Annotated in this window: 14 protein-coding genes; 11 read left to right on the top strand and 3 right to left on the bottom strand. The window is 62.9% G+C overall.

All coding sequences use genetic code 11. The features are described 5' to 3' along the window. The first annotated feature begins 72 nt into the window (after positions 1-72). The 3 genes from hrcA (at position 73) to ACR9WD_RS08450 (ending at position 3,054) form a co-directional block, all read left to right on the top strand. Positions 73-1,086: a heat-inducible transcriptional repressor HrcA gene (hrcA, locus tag ACR9WD_RS08460; protein ID WP_038991095.1), complete on the top strand. Its 1,014-nt coding sequence runs from the start codon at positions 73-75 to the stop codon at positions 1,084-1,086. Between the two features lie 66 nt (positions 1,087-1,152). Then, positions 1,153-2,277, top strand: a complete 1,125-nt coding sequence (dnaJ, locus tag ACR9WD_RS08455) for a molecular chaperone DnaJ (protein ID WP_038991094.1) — start codon at positions 1,153-1,155, stop codon at positions 2,275-2,277. A gap of 3 nt (positions 2,278-2,280) precedes the next feature. After that, the gene (locus tag ACR9WD_RS08450) at positions 2,281-3,054 is read left to right on the top strand and encodes a 16S rRNA (uracil(1498)-N(3))-methyltransferase (RefSeq protein WP_434921924.1); all 774 of its coding nucleotides are present in this window, start codon (positions 2,281-2,283) and stop codon (positions 3,052-3,054) included. 352 nt (positions 3,055-3,406) lie between these two features. On the opposite strand, the gene ACR9WD_RS08445 is transcribed toward ACR9WD_RS08450, so the two are convergent. Beyond that, positions 3,407-4,318: a GerMN domain-containing protein gene (locus ACR9WD_RS08445; protein ID WP_141355314.1), complete on the bottom strand. Its 912-nt coding sequence runs from the start codon at positions 4,316-4,318 to the stop codon at positions 3,407-3,409. A 310-nt stretch (positions 4,319-4,628) separates the two neighbouring features. Here ACR9WD_RS08445 and ACR9WD_RS08440 point away from each other — a divergent pair, with 310 nt between their 5' ends. Genes ACR9WD_RS08440 through era form a run of 4 tightly spaced genes read left to right on the top strand, consistent with a single transcriptional unit; the run spans position 4,629 to position 8,373 of the window. After that, a complete protein-coding gene (locus ACR9WD_RS08440; protein WP_038991092.1) occupies positions 4,629-5,657 on the top strand; it encodes a PhoH family protein in 1,029 nt (342 codons plus the stop codon). Then, positions 5,654-6,127 carry an rRNA maturation RNase YbeY gene (ybeY, locus tag ACR9WD_RS08435; RefSeq protein ID WP_434921923.1) on the top strand — a complete coding sequence of 158 codons (474 nt, stop codon included), beginning with the start codon at positions 5,654-5,656 and terminating at the stop codon, positions 6,125-6,127. The genes ACR9WD_RS08440 and ybeY overlap by 4 nt, the downstream gene beginning before the upstream one ends. A gap of 4 nt (positions 6,128-6,131) precedes the next feature. Beyond that, positions 6,132-7,418 (top strand): hemolysin family protein, encoded by a 1,287-nt coding sequence (locus tag ACR9WD_RS08430; protein ID WP_434921922.1) that lies wholly within the window; start codon positions 6,132-6,134, stop codon positions 7,416-7,418. Continuing rightward, positions 7,411-8,373, top strand: coding sequence for a GTPase Era (gene era, locus ACR9WD_RS08425; RefSeq protein WP_073706229.1), 963 nt, complete (start codon positions 7,411-7,413; stop codon positions 8,371-8,373). Before ACR9WD_RS08430 ends, era begins: the two co-directional genes overlap by 8 nt. 84 nt (positions 8,374-8,457) lie before the next feature. On the opposite strand, the gene ACR9WD_RS08420 is transcribed toward era, so the two are convergent. After that, a complete protein-coding gene (locus ACR9WD_RS08420; RefSeq protein WP_434921921.1) occupies positions 8,458-9,630 on the bottom strand; it encodes an FAD-dependent monooxygenase in 1,173 nt (390 codons plus the stop codon). A gap of 298 nt (positions 9,631-9,928) precedes the next feature. On the opposite strand from ACR9WD_RS08420, the gene leuA reads away from it, so the two are divergent. From leuA to ACR9WD_RS08405, 3 genes are all read left to right on the top strand, one after another. Continuing rightward, positions 9,929-11,671, top strand: a complete 1,743-nt coding sequence (leuA, locus tag ACR9WD_RS08415; protein WP_066138379.1) for a 2-isopropylmalate synthase — start codon at positions 9,929-9,931, stop codon at positions 11,669-11,671. Positions 11,672-11,918: 247 nt separating this feature from the next. After that, positions 11,919-12,668 (top strand): DNA repair protein RecO, encoded by a 750-nt coding sequence (gene recO, locus ACR9WD_RS08410; RefSeq protein WP_066138376.1) that lies wholly within the window; start codon positions 11,919-11,921, stop codon positions 12,666-12,668. Beyond that, a complete protein-coding gene (locus tag ACR9WD_RS08405; RefSeq protein ID WP_073706233.1) occupies positions 12,665-13,471 on the top strand; it encodes an isoprenyl transferase in 807 nt (268 codons plus the stop codon). Before recO ends, ACR9WD_RS08405 begins: the two co-directional genes overlap by 4 nt. Before the next feature lie 5 nt (positions 13,472-13,476). Here the strand turns inward: ACR9WD_RS08405 and ACR9WD_RS08400 are convergent, their stop codons facing one another. Then, a complete protein-coding gene (locus ACR9WD_RS08400; RefSeq protein WP_434921920.1) occupies positions 13,477-14,604 on the bottom strand; it encodes an alpha/beta hydrolase in 1,128 nt (375 codons plus the stop codon). Here ACR9WD_RS08400 and ACR9WD_RS08395 point away from each other — a divergent pair. Then, on the top strand, positions 14,575-15,639 hold the full coding sequence (locus tag ACR9WD_RS08395) for a quinone-dependent dihydroorotate dehydrogenase (protein WP_073706234.1): 1,065 nt from the start codon (positions 14,575-14,577) through the stop codon (positions 15,637-15,639). The two genes, ACR9WD_RS08400 and ACR9WD_RS08395, sit on opposite strands and share 30 nt — an antisense overlap. Positions 15,640-15,817: the final 178 nt, after the last annotated feature.

Here is a 15,817-nt window from a genome sequence, read left to right as displayed (position 1 = left end):
AACGTATTAGACTTGGCACTTGACAGGTTAGAGTGCCAAGGCTGGGCACAGGGAATCCAAGGAGGTGCTGTCATGTCGGAGCCACGACGCTTGGACGTTCTGCGTGCCATCGTGGAGGACTACGTCCAATCCCGTGAGCCGGTGGGTTCCAAAGCGCTCCTCGACCGCCACAACCTCGGCGTCAGCGCCGCGACGATCCGCAATGACATGGCTTTGCTGGAAGAGGAGGGGCTGATTGCCGCTCCGCATACTTCCTCCGGACGCATCCCCACCGAAAAGGGCTACCGCCGCTTCGTGGACGAGATCGGCGAACTGAAGCCGCTGTCGCGGGCCGAACGCGACGCCATCAACAAGATCCTGGATAACTCCACGGACCTCGACGAGATGCTCAAGAGCACCGTGCGCCTGCTGTCACGATTGACCAACCAGGTGGCGATGATCCAGGTGCCGCACTATGACACCGCGTCATTGAAGAACCTCGAACTGGTGGGCTTGGGCCCAACCCAGGTGCTGATGGTGATGATCGCCTCCAACGGCACGGTGGACCAGCGGATGATGCCGGTCAAGCGTTCCTACAGCGATGACGAGCTGGGCGAGCTGAAGTCGTGGCTGCTGAATAATTTCGGGGGAGTGCAGCTGGCGGAGCTGGCCGGCCGGCTCGGCCGCATGGAGCTCAGCCCGGCACAGCAGGCCGACCCGTTGGTGGAGCATGTGATCGGCGCGCTGGAAGAAATGGCCCAAGCAGCCAATGCCCAGCGCATCATCATGGCCGGCACCGCCAACCTCGCCCGCGTGGAGGGGGACTTCCCGCTGAGCATCACCCCGGTGCTCGAGGCGCTCGAAGAGCAGGTGGTGCTGCTCAAGCTCTTCTCCGAGCTGGAAGCCGATTCTCGCGGGGTGGCCGTGGCGATCGGCACCGAGCACCACTATGGCCAGCTCTCGGATGCAGCAGTGGTCGCGACGACCTATGGCGCCGATGTGCGCAACAAGCTCGGGGTCCTGGGCCCCACCCGGATGAACTATCCGACCTCCATGGCCTCGGTTCGTGCGGTGGCACGGTACCTGTCGAAGATTTTGGCTAGCTAGCCTCGCTGGGCGCCAGCCCGGCACGAATGAAGTTTAAGAGTCTTAGGAAAGGACACGGCGAATAACGTGAGCTCGCATTACGAGACCCTGGGTGTAGCCAAGGACGCGACCCCGCAGGAAATCAAGAGTGCCTACCGGAAGCTGGCACGTAAGCTGCACCCGGATGTGAACCCGAGCGATGAAGCTGCAGAGCAGTTCAAGCTGGTCACCCGAGCCTATGAAGTACTTTCCGACCAGACCAAGCGCGCCAACTACGACGCCACCGGCGATGAGAACGGCAACGGCCACCCGGGCTTCGGTGGCGGCGGCCAGGGCTTTGGCGGCTTCGGCGACATCTTCGAGCAGTTCTTCGGCGGCGGCCAGGCCCAGGGCCCGGCATCGCGCACCCAGCCGGGCCGCGACGCGCTGATCACCATCACCATCGACCTGGAGGACGCGGTCAAGGGCACCGTGTACCCGCTGGAGATGGAAACCGCCGTCACCTGCAAGACCTGCAACGGCTCGTGCACCCGCGAGGGCACCAGCCCGGTCACCTGCGACATCTGCCATGGCGCAGGCCAGGTGCAGCGTCCGGTGCGTTCCTTCCTGGGCCAGATGATGACCGTGGAAACCTGCGCCGCCTGCCGCGGTTTCGGCACCACCATCCCGGACCCCTGCCTGGAGTGCAACGGCGAAGGCCGCGTGCGCGAGCATGTCTCCAAGTCGCTGAACGTTCCTGCAGGTGTCGATTCCGGCACTCGCATCCAGCTGCGCGGCCAGGGCGAGGCCGGCCCGGGCGGCGGCCCGAACGGCAACCTGTTCGTCGAGGTCGACGTGCGCCGCCACAAGGTGTTCGAACGCTCCGGCACCGACCTGCACGCCAAGATGAGCCTGCCGATGACCGCCGCGGCCCTGGGCTGCGAGCTGAAGCTGGAAACCTTCGACGGCGAGCAGGCCATCAATGTCGAGCCGGGCGCCCAGGATGGCGACACCGTGACCCTGCCGGGCCTCGGCGTGCCGCGCCTGCGCGGAGGCAAGCGCGGGGACATCATCGTGCACCTGCAGGTGGAGACCCCGACAAAGCTGGACTCTGCGCAGCGCGAGCTGCTCGAGCAGCTGGCCAAGCTGCGTGGCGAGGAAATGACGGCCGGCCGTGTCGAGCATTCCGGCGGCATGTTCTCCCGCCTGCGCGACAAGCTGAACCAGCGCTAGGCCATGAGCAACCACAGCTTCGTCATCGACGCCCAGCAGGGCCAGGATGCCTCTGTCGGCGATGTTCTCGAACTCGACGGCCCTGAGGCGCACCACGCGGTCACCGTCAAGCGGGCCGCCGCCGGCGAGCACCTGGACCTGCTCGATGGCAAGGGGCTGCGCCTGACCGTGGAGGTCGTCGCCACCGCCAAGGATCTGCTGCGCGTCAAGGTCCTGCGGCGCACCGAGGAAGCCGTCAGCGATCACCCGGTCACCCTGGTCCAGGCCCTGTCCAAGGGTGACCGCGACCTGCAGGCCGTTGAGGCCGCCGTCGAGCTTGGCGCCCTGGCTGTGCGCCCCTGGCAGGCCGACCGGTCGATCGTGCGCTGGAACGCGGCGAAGGTCGAGAAGGCCATGGCCAAGTGGCGTGCGCAGGTGCGTTCTGCGCAGAAGCAGTCGCGCCGCGCCTATGAGCCAGAGGTATTGAACCCGATGGGTTCCAAGGAACTGGCCAAGGCCATTGCCGCTGATGCCGATCGCGGCGCTCTGGTGCTGGTCCTGCATGAGCAGGCTGTGGATTCGGTCGCGCGGCACGTGCAGTCGTGGCTCGCCGAGGCGCAGGCCGGCCAGGAGGTCATCATGATCGTCGGTCCGGAAGGCGGCATCTCGGACGCGGAGCTGCAGTCCTTCGTGGATGCGGGTGCGCATGCAGCCCTGCTCGGCCAGCACGTGCTGCGCGCTTCGACCGCCGGTCCGTCGGCACTAGTCTTGATCCGCCATCTGATCGGCGAGATCTAGCTTCATGCAATCTTGCGAGCATCGAAAGTGCTCCGTGCAAGCCTAGGGTGCGCCTGCGCGCTCGGCTTGTGCGGAGCACTTCTGCTTTTCGCGGGCACGCAAGTTTCTTGCACCTCGACCTGGCATGGCCCAGGCGACTGCCATCCGGCTCGACGCGCAGGATCTTCGTTCGCCGCAGCGCATCCCATGGTTGTGAAGTCAGTTTCGCGGGCAGCCTGAAGCGGGAAAATTCGGCGCTATCGCGCCATTAGTTGCTGTTCGCGGGACAGGGATCGTTGCCTTTCGAGGTCTTTTGCAACCACGTCAGGCCGTTGCAGGAAACCGGGAACCGGCCGGCAACAGTGGCGGTACGCTACTCGACGCGGAAGTCGCTGATGACCTTGCCGGCCAGATGCTCTGATCCGGTTTCAAGTCCCCAGAAAGTCAGCCGGTAGGATCCTGCACGCAGATCGGTGGTCAGGGTGAAGGAACCGTCGTCCTTGATCTGTCCGGGATTGACCTGCTTCTGGGCGGTGATCACCGTGAGCTTGCCGTCGGCGTCCTTGCGCTGCAGGGAGTAGAAGGTGCCGATGTCGAACTGCGTGGTTCGGCCATTGATCTTGATCGAGCCGCTTTTCAAGGTTGCGCCGAATTGCGGATCAATAATCCAGATCGGTGCAATGAACTCGGCATCGCGTGCGTAGACATCCTTGAGCCGGAAGCCGTCGAAGACCGTTGCGTTGGCTTGTCCGTCCACCAGGATGCGGACCGTTGGGGCGGTGTCGCCGACAACCAGGCCAGAGTTGGCGGCGGCTGCCGTGGCGGTGAACACGAGCTGCTGGATGGCCCGTTCGGAAAGTCCCTGATCCAGGCGGGCGCTGAACACCTTAGCCGGAAGATCCAACGTGATGACATTCGCGTTGCTGATGGAAACGCCGATTTCATCGGTTGGCTTCAGGTGGGTATAGCGCTTCGGCTTCATCGGGTCTGCCGTGAGCAGCGTCCAGATCGCATCACCAATGGGTTCCTGATGGCGGGTGTCCTGGATGTATTCGCGGTACAGGTACACGCCGGTGTCCGTGTTTTCCAGCCAGTAGACCGGCAGGCTGGCGGCCATGCCGACATCCTCGCCAGCGTCGGTGGCGCTCGGCAGGTTCAGCGATGCGGCCGCGGGGGTCGAAGGCATCTCATAGGAGCTCTCGCGATTCGTCAAACCGCAGCCTGCGGCGACGACGAGAGCGGCGGTGATTCCCAAAACGCCGAATCGACGTGGAATCTTCCGCAAGATCCTTGATTGCACTGCGAACCAATCCGTGGTGATTTATTGCTGTTTCGGTCCGCGGCAGTTGCGGAACCGCTCTCAAGCTTGCCATATTCGAGGCGGCTAACTGGCTAAAAATGCCCCAACTTACTAATCCGTAATCAAATCTATATGTTCACCACTTGCTCTTATTAGCATCATTCAAGAGTACTTTCAGGTATTCCTGCTTACGCTGAGACCTGAATTTTCTCCGGATTGGCCTGCGACTCGATAGAATGGCAAGCACAACAATTCTCGAACACTACGAAGCTCGCAAAGGGGCGCCGCGCACTGCATGCAGGTTGAACAGAATAAAGCGACAACGGAGAACGGATCCGCGTCGCTCACCATCAGTTTTGATACGGCTGAGCTCATGATTGCCACGCTGGGCCCCAATGACGAGCTATTGCGGATCCTCTCCGGGGCCTACCCGCAGGTCAGCTTCCGCCCCAACGGCCAAGCCCTGGCCCTGGTCGGCGACCCGCAGCAAGTCCGCAAGGCCCAGCGAGTCACCGAGGAAGCGCGGTCGCTGGCCACCCGCGGCTCGCGCATGAGCGCCGAAACCATCGAGCAGATCATCAAGATGCTCAGCGCCGGCAACCCGGATGCGCCCACCGACGTCCTGGGCTTGAAGATCCTCTCGGGACGCGGACGCTCCATCCGGCCCAAGACCGTGAACCAGAAGAGCTATGTCGACGCCATCGAGGATTCGACCATCACCTTCGGCATCGGCCCGGCCGGCACCGGAAAGACCTTCCTGGCCATGGCCATGGCCGTCGCCGCCCTGCAGGACAAGCAGGTCAACCGCATCATCCTGACCCGTCCTGCGGTTGAGGCGGGGGAGAAGCTGGGCTTCTTGCCCGGCTCGTTGACCGAGAAGATCGACCCGTACCTGCGTCCGCTCTACGACGCCCTGCACGACATGGTCAATCCGGAAACCATTCCGCAGCTGCTGGAAGCCGGAACCATCGAGGTCGCTCCGCTGGCCTATATGCGCGGCCGCACGCTCAATGACGCCTTCGTGATCCTGGACGAAGCGCAGAACACCACCACCGAGCAGATGAAGATGTTCCTCACCCGCCTGGGGTTCGGCTCGAAGATGGTAGTGACCGGCGATGTCACCCAGGTGGATCTGCCGAACAATGCCACCTCCGGGTTGCGCATGGCCAGCGATGTCCTCGACGGCATCGACGACATCAGCATCTGCCGGCTCGACTCTTCGGATGTGGTGCGCCACCGCCTGATTGCCGACATCGTCACAGCCTACGACCGTTGGGATGACACCCGACGCAAAGAACACAACCGGGGACGCCGCAGCAAATGAGCATCGAAGTAAATAACGAAACCGAGTACGACGTCGATCTCAAGGACGTCAACGCCTTGGCCGAATCGGTGATGCGGGCCATGTTCCTGCACCCGGAAACCGAAGTGTCCATCGTTTTCATCGACGAGGACGCCATGAGCGCCCTGCATGTCGAGTGGATGGACCTCGAAGGCCCTACCGACGTAATGAGCTTCCCGATGGATGAGCTGCGTCCCGGCACCGCCGGCGCGCCAGGGGAGAACGGCATCCTTGGCGACATCGTGATCTGCCCTTCGGTCGCCGAAGCGCAGGCCAAGGCCGGCGGGCACAGCACGCACGTCGAGATCCTGCTGCTGACCACCCACGGCCTGCTGCACCTGATGGGCTTCGACCACATGGAACCAGCAGAAAAGGAAGAGATGTTCGCACTGCAGCGCAAGCTGCTGGAGTCCTACACCGGCCGCCCAGCACCGAAGGAAACGGTGGAATAGCCCGGTGGAAATCGTCTTGCTGGTCCTGGCCCTGGTTTTCATGGCCTTCTCGGCAGTGCTGACCGCGGTCGACTCGGCCTTCTATGCGTTATCCCGGCACGCGGCCGAACGCCTGCGCGCCGAATCGAACTCCAAGGCGCTTTCCGCGATCCTGGATGAGGCAGAAAGCCATGCCCAGGCGGTGAAGTTCTGGCGCATCTGGTTCGAGACCGCTTCGGCGGTCGCCGTGGCCCTGCTCGTTTCGCAGTGGATCGAGAATGTGTGGCTGATCGGGATGATCTCGACGATTGCCATGGCTGCCCTGGGCTTCGTCCTGGTCAGCGTGTCCCCGCGGCGCTATGGGCGCTCCAACGCGCAGACGGTCGTTCAGTCCACGGCCACACTGGTTCGCTTCCTGCGCTTGGTCCTGGGTCCGATCACCAACTGGCTGGCATCCATCGCCAAGGCGCTGAGCCCCGGCGGCGCGGACGGCGAAGGCTACCTGGGCAAGGAACGCCTGCGCGATCTGGTGGATCGCGCCTCCGAAGGCGAGGATCTGGACGAGGAATCGGCCGAACTGATCTCCTCGGTGATCGACCTGGAGGAGACCAGCGTCCGCTCGGTGATGGTGCCGCGCACCGACATGGTGGTGCTGGACGCTGACCATTCATTCCACAGCGCCATGGACCTGTTCATCGCCTCCGGCTTCTCCCGCATCCCGCTGATCGGCGAGGATACCGATGACATTCAGGGCATCATCTACCTCAAGGACCTGATCCGCGAGATCCACGGCCTGCAGCAGGCGCAGTCCCTGGCCGACCTGGCGCGCAAGGTCCGCTTCGTTCCCGAATCGAAGTCCGCGGCAGAGCTGATGCAGGAACTGCAGCAGGAGTCCATCCACCTGGCAGTCGTCATCGACGAATACGGCGGCACCGCGGGCCTGGTGACCCTCGAGGACCTGCTCGAGGAAATCGTGGGCGAGATCGACGACGAGTATGATCGTTCCCGGGCCGAACTGATCGAGAACCCCGACGGTTCGATCTTCGCCGTGGCCGCCGCATCCATTGACGATGTGGCCGACCACTTCGGCATGCACATTGAGGAAGAGGACGTCGATACCGTCGCCGGCCTGCTCTCCAAGGCCCTGGAATCGGTGCCGGTACTCGGTTCCACCGCTGATGTGCACGGCCTGCGCCTGACCGTGGTGGCCCTCGCCGGCCGCCGCAACCGTATCGGCAAAATCCATGTAGAGCGCCTGGAAACAGACGCATCCGACCATATTGAGAACGACGAGGATTCCTCAGATGAGTGAAAACCAGAACCTGCTCGCCTCCAGCGGATGGCCCGAGGGCTTCCGCTCCGGCTTCACCTCCTTCGTGGGCCGCCCGAACGCCGGCAAGTCCACGCTGACCAACGCGCTGGTGGGCCAGAAGGTGGCCATCACCTCCGCCAAGCCGCAGACGACCCGCCACACCATCCGCGGCATCGTGCACCGCGAGGACGCGCAGCTGATCCTGGTCGACACCCCCGGCCTGCACCGTCCGCGCACCCTGCTCGGCCAGCGCCTGAACGACCTGGTCGCCGAGACCCTCTCCGAGGTGGACGCGATCGGCTTCTGCATCCCGGCCAACGAGAAGATCGGCCCGGGCGACCGCTACATCGCCACGCAGCTGGCGCAGCTGCAGCGCAAGCCGATCATCGCGCTGGTCACCAAGGCCGACCTGGTGGACCGCGAGCAGCTCGCGCAGCAGCTGATCGCCGTCGCCGAAATGGGCACGCAGAACTTCGGCGAACAGGGGTTCGCCGCGATCGTGCCAGTCTCCGCGGTCAAGGAATTCCAGGTCGAAGAGGTGGCCAATGTGCTGGTCGAGCACCTGCCGGCAGGCCCTCCGCTGTACCCGGATGGCGAGCTGACCGACGAGCCGGAAGCCAAGATGGTTGCCGAGCTGATCCGCGAAGCCGCGCTGGAAGGCGTGCGCGACGAATTGCCGCACTCGCTGGCAGTGGTCGTCGAGGAAATGGTGCCGCGCGAAGGACGCAGCGAGAACAACCCGCTGATCGACATCCACGTTTCGCTGTTCGTCGAGCGCTCCAGCCAGAAGGCCATCATCATCGGCCGTGGCGGTTCGCGGCTGCGCGAGGTCGGAACCAATGCCCGCCGCGGCATCGAGAAGCTGCTGGGCACCAAGGTCTACCTTGACCTGCATGTGAAGGTCGCCAAGGATTGGCAGCGCGACCCGAAGCAGCTCGGGCGCCTGGGCTTCTAGGCCGCGCGCCGCCGCACCGGGCCAACGCCCAACTTCGTCCCCAGGACCGCGCCGGTCTTGGGGACGCGCTGGATAGGCAGCCTCCTACTTGGCCAGGCGGTTGACGATCTGGCGGGCCACCAGCCGATCCACGCCGGGCAGACGCGTGGAGTTGATAATGAATCTCCGCATCCGCAGGGCCAGCTGGTTGCGCGGCAGGAAGCTGTTGGCCGCACGCCGCCCCGAAGCCTGGGCCGTGTCGATCTTCGGCCGCATCGCCTTCTCGTACCGTGCGAGGGCGGGCGGCAACTGCCCCGGTTCGGTGGCACTGCCCACCGCATCGCCCAGGGCGGCCGCGGCGCACACGGCCATCGCCCCGCCCTGGCCGGCCAGCAGCGAGACCGAGGCCGCCGCATCCCCGATCAGCACCACCGGGCCGGCATGCCAGGAATCCATCACCACCTGCGCGACGGCATCGTCATAGGGGTCATCCGGGCATTGCATCAGCAGCCGGTCCACCTGCGCGCCGCAACCGGCGAAAATGCTGCGCAGCCGATCGCGGGCCGGCCCGAGGGGCGCCCCGTGTTCATGGCGATAGACCAGGAAAGATGCCACCTCGTCGCTGCGCAGCCCATAGATTCCCGCGGTGCGGTCAACCGTATCGGTGAGCACGAAGCGGTTCTTGAAGCGCCGGTTCAGCTCGGGATCCCGGATGATGAAGGCTGCCGCCCGCATACCCAAGGGGCGCAGGAACGCCCCTTCCGGACCGAAGAACCTTGCCCGGACCGTTGAATGGATGCCGTCGGCCCCGACCAGCAGATCCGCAAGCTCCGGCTGGTTCTGCCCCTTAATGCGGATCTGGACCCGCTGGCCATGGATGTCCAGCTGGTCGATATGAACCCCGTAGCGCAGCTGGACCCGCGACGGATCGGCATCCTGGAGCGCGGCTCGCGCGGCCGCTTCCATGTCCGGGCGCAGCAAGGTGAGCACCCTGCCGCCGGCGAGTTCGGAGAACTTCGAATAATCCAGCGACGCTGTCGGCTTGCCCCGAGGATCCACATATTGCGCGGCCTGCACGCGGTAGGCGGCCTCGGCGAGATAGGGCAGCAGTCCGATGCGCTCGGACGCTTCAATGCCCGGACCGAAGAAGTCCATCATGTAGCCGTCCGGGCGCGGGGCGGCAGACCGCTCGAGCACCAGCACCTCCCAGCCGACCAAGCCCAATTGCCTGGCCGCGACCAGTCCGGCGATTCCAGCGCCAACGATAATCGCCCTCATCAACCAACCTCCTTTGGCGTGTGGTGTGGTGGAACCCATTCTTCGCCGGCGCCATCATCCTGTCCACCGCAGCGCACCAGCGGCCTGTCCAATATGTGACACGGAGGTGACACAAGTTTCACCTGCCTGCACAGCGTGGTGCTATGCTCATCTCGTGCATTTCGAGCTTCTACTACTACTCAGCCGCTGCGAGGATCCAAAGGACCGCTAGTGGTCTACAGGCCGACCCCTCGTCGCGGAGTAGCTCTTGTCTGGCCCCACAAAGTAAGCACTATTTTTGTCTAGGGGACCCAAAGAAATGCAGAACATGCAGAAATCTTCGAACATGCCAATCCACAAGTATGTTCCATTCCAGGACCAGATCGAGGTCAATCTGCCCGATCGCACCTGGCCTGACAAGTACATCACCAAGGCCCCGCGCTGGTGCGCAGTCGACCTGCGCGACGGCAACCAGGCGCTGATCGACCCGATGAGCCCCGAACGCAAGCACAAGATGTTCGACCTGCTGGTGCAGATGGGCTTCAAGGAGATCGAGGTCGGCTTCCCGTCCGCCTCGCAGACCGACTTCGACTTCGTGCGCCAGCTCATCGAGCAGAACCGCATCCCCGAGGACGTCACCATCCAGGTGCTCACCCAGTCGCGCGAACACCTGATCGAGCGCACCTACCAGGCGCTGGAAGGCGCCAAGCAGGCCATCGTGCACCTGTACAACTCCACCTCGATCCTGCAGCGCGAGGTCGTCTTCCGCCAGGACGAGGACGGCATCGTGGACATCGCCGTCAACGGCGCGCGGCTGTGCAAGAAGTACGAGGAACAGCTGACCGGCACCAAGATCACCTACGAGTACTCGCCGGAGTCCTACACCGGCACCGAGCTGGAATTCGCCAAGCGCATCTCCGAGGCGGTCGCCGAAGTGCTGGAGGCCAGCCCGGAGAACAAGATGATCCTGAACCTGCCGGCCACCGTGGAAATGGCCACCCCGAACGTGTACGCCGACTCGATCGAGTGGATGCACCGCAATCTGGCCAACCGCGACTCGATCATCCTCTCGCTGCACCCGCACAATGACCGCGGCACCGGCGTGGCCGCCGCAGAGCTGGGCTACCTGGCCGGCGCGGACCGCATCGAAGGCTGCCTGTTCGGCAACGGCGAACGCACCGGCAACGTGGACCTGGTGACCCTGGGCATGAACATGTTCGGCCAGGGCGTGGACCCGCAGATCGACTTCTCCGACATGGACCACATCCGCCGCACCGTCGAGTACTGCAACCAGCTGCCAGTGCCCGAGCGCAGCCCATATGGCGGCGACCTGGTCTTCACCGCCTTCTCCGGCTCGCACCAGGATGCGATCAAGAAGGGCCTGGAAGCGATGGAAGCCAAGGCTTCGGCTGAAGGCAAGGACATCAATGACCTGGTCTGGGCTGTTCCGTACCTGCCTGTCGATCCGAAGGATATCGGCCGCTCCTACGAAGCAGTGATCCGGGTCAATTCGCAATCCGGCAAGGGCGGCGTGGCCTACTTGCTGAAGAACGACTACAACCTGGATCTGCCGCGCCGCGCGCAGATCGAGTTCTCCGGCGTCATCCAGCGCAAGACGGATACCGAGGGCGGCGAGATCTCCTCGCAGCATATCTGGGATGTCTTCCAGGACGAGTACCTGCCGGTCAGCGAGGATTCGGGAATGAACTCGTGGGGCTACTACCAGATCGCTTCGGCCACCGCGGCTTCGGCAGAGGATGGCAGCTTCCGCCTGGATACCAAGCTGATCATCGACGGCGTGGCCCATGAGCGCAGCGCCCAGGGCAACGGTCCGGTCTCCGCACTGGTCAAGCTGCTCAACGACGATGGCGTGGATCTGCGCGTGCTGGACTACTCCGAGCATGCCATGAGTGAAGGCGGCAACGCCCGCGCCGCGGCCTTCGTCGAATGCGCCGTGGGCGACCGCATCCTCTGGGGCATCGGCCTGGACACCAATACCAACATCGCGGCGCTGAAGGCCGTGGTCTCTGCGGTCAACCGCGCAATCCGCGACAGCAAGTAGGCAGCCTGCAGAACCTGCCGCCAGCAAAACGCCACGGCCAGCCCACTCAGCTGGCCGTGGCGTTTAGTCCTGCACGGCATTCTCGGCCTTTCTGCCCGGTTCAAGTCGAGGAGTGCCTCGAACCCTTTGGATTCGGGCCCGGTAGATGCCGGTTTGCTCGTGCAACTGCCATGTCCGCCGGCGAATCGGAACTTCTGGTATTCAAGCGATTCAGAACTTTGGCAGTTGAAGTGGGAGAATACTGTCTGTGTCCAGATCAGGTTTCGCTTCCAAGAGCTACCACACCCGTGGTCTGGTCTTGCGCACCCATAAGCTGGGTGAAGCCGACCGGATCATCACGCTGCTGACCCCCAACGGAATTGTCCGTGCCGTGGCCAAGGGCGTACGCCGGACCTCGTCGAGGATGGGCGCAACGCTGGAACCTTTCATGGAAGTCAATGCCCTGCTGGTGATGGGCCGGAACCTCGATATCGTCTCGCAGGCCCAGCTGCGCAACCCCTACGGCCAGCTGCTGGTCATGGATTACCCGAGCTATACGGTAGCCAACGCCATGTCGGAGATCGCCGAAAGGCTGCTCGAGACGGACAGCGATTCAACGCTCCAGCAATATCAGCTCTTCCACGGTGCGATCGCGCTGCTCTCCAAGCAGAGGGTCGATTCCGGGGCCGTGCTCGATTCCTATATTCTGCGGGCGCTGTCGGTCGCTGGTTGGGCACCGTCATTCACCAATTGCGTGCGCTGCGGCAAGCCTGGCCCGCATCAAGCACTGCACGTCCAGCTTGGCGGCGTGGTTTGCCCCGAATGCCGCCCTTCCGGGTCATTATCCCCGCACCCCATCACCATCGAATATCTGCAGGCCCTATTGGAGGGGGACTGGTCCACCGTGGCACAGGCAGGACCCCGTGCGCGCAAGCAGGCAGCAGATATCGTGGCCAATTACTTGCAATGGCACCTAGAGCGTGCAGTGAATTCCCTACGTCTTGTGGAGAGAAATTGAAGAAGCTTCCAAAGATCACCGGCCGCCGAGGCCCCGTTGCTCCCTTTGCGCACCCGGAGAATCCACAGGTGCCGGCCATTCCCCAGGAGCTCATCCCTGAGCACGTGGCGATTGTCATGGACGGCAATGGGCGGTGGGCCAACCAGCGCGGACTGCCGCGTACCGAGGGGCATCGTGCAGGCGAAGCCGCGCTGCTCGATGTGATGGCAGGCGCCGTGGAGTTGGGTGTCAAATATGTTTCGGTCTATGCGTTCTCTACGGAAAACTGGAAGCGCAGCCCAGAGGAAGTCCGCTTCCTGATGGGCTTTTCGCGTGATGTCCTGCGCCGCCAACGCGATACGTTGAATTCTTGGGGCGTGCGCATTCGCTGGTCGGGCCGGGAGCCCAAGCTCTGGAAGTCAGTGATCAACGAGCTCAAAGAAGCCGAAGAGCTGACCAAGGACAACTTGGGATGCCAGCTGACCATGTGCGTGAACTATGGCGGTCGGGCAGAACTTGGCGACGCAGTCAGCCAAATTGCCCAAGATGTCGCTGCCGGCAAGCTTCGCGCCAGTTCCGTTGGCGAAAAGACCATTGCCAAGTACCTGCATGCGCCAGAACTCCCAGATGTGGATCTCTTCCTGCGGACCAGTGGCGAGCAGCGCACCAGCAACTTCCTGCTGTGGCAGTCGGCCTACGCGGAGATGGTCTTCCTGGACCAGTTGTGGCCGGATGTCGACCGGCGGACGCTGTATGCCGCGGTGGAAGAATACGCAAAGCGCGATCGCCGCTACGGCGGAGCCGTCGACAAGCCCCAGGGGTAGGACGTTCAGCGCGCTGTGCCCACCATCCGCAGCCAAAGGCTCAAGTCGCGATACGCCGCGGCTCTGGCCGGTTCAGCGGAGGTGAACACATCGTGCATTGCTCCGGGAATTTCGGACAGGGTGACGAAACTTCCCAGCTTCATCGCCCGCAGGCGAGTCTGCTGAACGTCCAGTACCGAATCGCAATGCTGCATATCGGGGGAGTAGGTCGTGCCGATGTGGGTCCGGTCCGAGGTGAGCACGAAGATCGGCTGCTGGAGTTTCAGCCCTTTGGCTACTAGTGCATGGCCATCGAAGATCGTTTTCAGCCATCCCGCGGTATTCGGAAAAGCGACTCTTGGCCGCCACAGTCGATGAACATCCCACTGGCCGTGGCTGTCGGTACTCAGTGATTGCCAGTAATGGTCGAATTCTGGCCCGCTGAGCTTCCGGCGCGGATTCGTGCGGGTGATCGCTTCCATCAGGCCATGAATGGGAATGCGCAAGAAGGCTGTTCCCTGGAATTCGAGCCATGGAGCATTCAGCACCAGAGCCTTGATCTCTGGTTGCCGGCGCGCAATCCACAAGCTAAGAATCAGTCCGCCGGTCGAGTGCCCTTGGGCCACTACTGGCAGGCTCGGATGCTCCTTGCGCAGCAGTTCCAAAGTCGCTTCAAACTCTTCGTCGAAGTCCGCCAAGTCGTCAACGTATCCGGGCAAGGCATGTTCTGCCCTCAAGCTGCGACCATGCCTGCGCAGATCCAGTGCGTAGAAGTGGTATCCGTGGTGATGCCAGAAAGCAGCCAGTTCACGGTTGTAGAAATAGTCGCTCCAGCCGTGCACGCTCAGCACGATTCCCTGCGCCTTGCGCCCGAGACGTTGCCGGAATCCTGCCGGGCGGTACCGAATCAGCGTTGCCACCGCCGGGCCTTCGGCATCGGTTCCGAAATCCAGGGTTTGGTGCTCGAAATCGGGCCCCAGCGGATCTTCAACCCATTGCCCCGGGCAGGTGGAAGACATGAAGTCGGGCCAGTTGCTGCTTTCTGGGACGACGAAGTGCTTCATATCTTGAATACTACCCACCTCAAGTTGTCTGTTTCGGCCTCTTCGCGGGAAAATGGGTCTATGCGCATATACCCACTGGTCTTCAAGCACGTCTTCACCAAGATGGATCCTGAACAGGCTCACCATTTTGCCTTCAACGCGATCAAGATTGCGCAACGTGCAGGGCTCACCAAGGCAGCACGCAAATTCTTCGCCCCGGCACCCAAACTGAATCGCACCGTCATGGGTATCGACTTCCCATCGCCATTTGGATTGGCTGCCGGTTTCGACAAGGGAGCCACCGGCATCTTGGCGTTGAGCGACATAGGTTTCGGCCATGTTGAAATCGGAACGGTTACCGGACAGGCCCAGCCCGGCAATCCGCAACCAAGGCTTTTCCGTCTGGTTGACGACCGCGCGGTTATCAACCGCATGGGCTTCAACAATGAAGGTGCCGAGCGCGTGGCTGCGCGCGTCGCCGGTGCCCGCCAGGAGCTCAAGTCTGATTACGCTGGAACCCGTCCGGTGATTGGCGTGAATATCGGCAAGACCAAGGTCGTGGAGTTGGAGGATGCGGTCGCGGATTACCTGTCGTCCACTCGCCAGCTGGCGATCCACGCGGATTACCTGGTGGTGAACGTTTCAAGCCCGAACACCCCAGGACTTCGCCTGCTGCAGAGCGTCGATTCTCTTCGCCCGCTGCTTTCGGAAGTTGGCCAGCTGGCTGACAAGGTTGCAGGCCGGCACATCCCGCTGCTGGTTAAGATCGCTCCCGACTTGAGCGATGAGGACGTTGCCGATGTCGCGCGCTTGGCCATCGAACTTGAACTCGATGGCATCATTGCCACCAACACGACTATCGGTCGTGAGAACTTGAATAGCGATGCCGCCAAAGTTGAAGAAATTGGTGCCGGCGGACTATCAGGGGCTCCGCTCAAGCAGCGATCGCTTGAGGTTCTTCGCCAGCTGCGTTCATTGGTTCCTGCCGAAATGGCGTTGATTTCCGTCGGCGGCGTGGAAAATGCCACGGATGTGAAGGAACGCCTGGACGCGGGCGCGGACTTGGTGCAGGGCTACACTGCATTCCTCTACGAGGGTCCGTTCTGGGCACGTTCCATCAACAAGGATCTGGAGCGCATGCTCTAGAGCGTTGGGCGGGCAAGCCCCTCATCACTCTGGTACGGCCTCGATTTTCACAATCGGGGCCGTACAGCTTTAAGCTCGTTCAGCTACTGCGAAGCTGGCCCGACAATGACCTCGTGTGCTATCTCGCGCACGTGGTGAATCCAGAGCCAGGGAGACAGGGGAGAAGCTGGCAATTTAG

Origin of the sequence: Glutamicibacter sp. PAEs-4 (assembly GCF_051161755.1) — a bacterium.
Taxonomy (GTDB): Bacteria; Actinomycetota; Actinomycetes; order Actinomycetales; family Micrococcaceae; genus Glutamicibacter; species Glutamicibacter nicotianae.
This window is presented reverse-complemented; position numbering and strand designations above follow the sequence as displayed.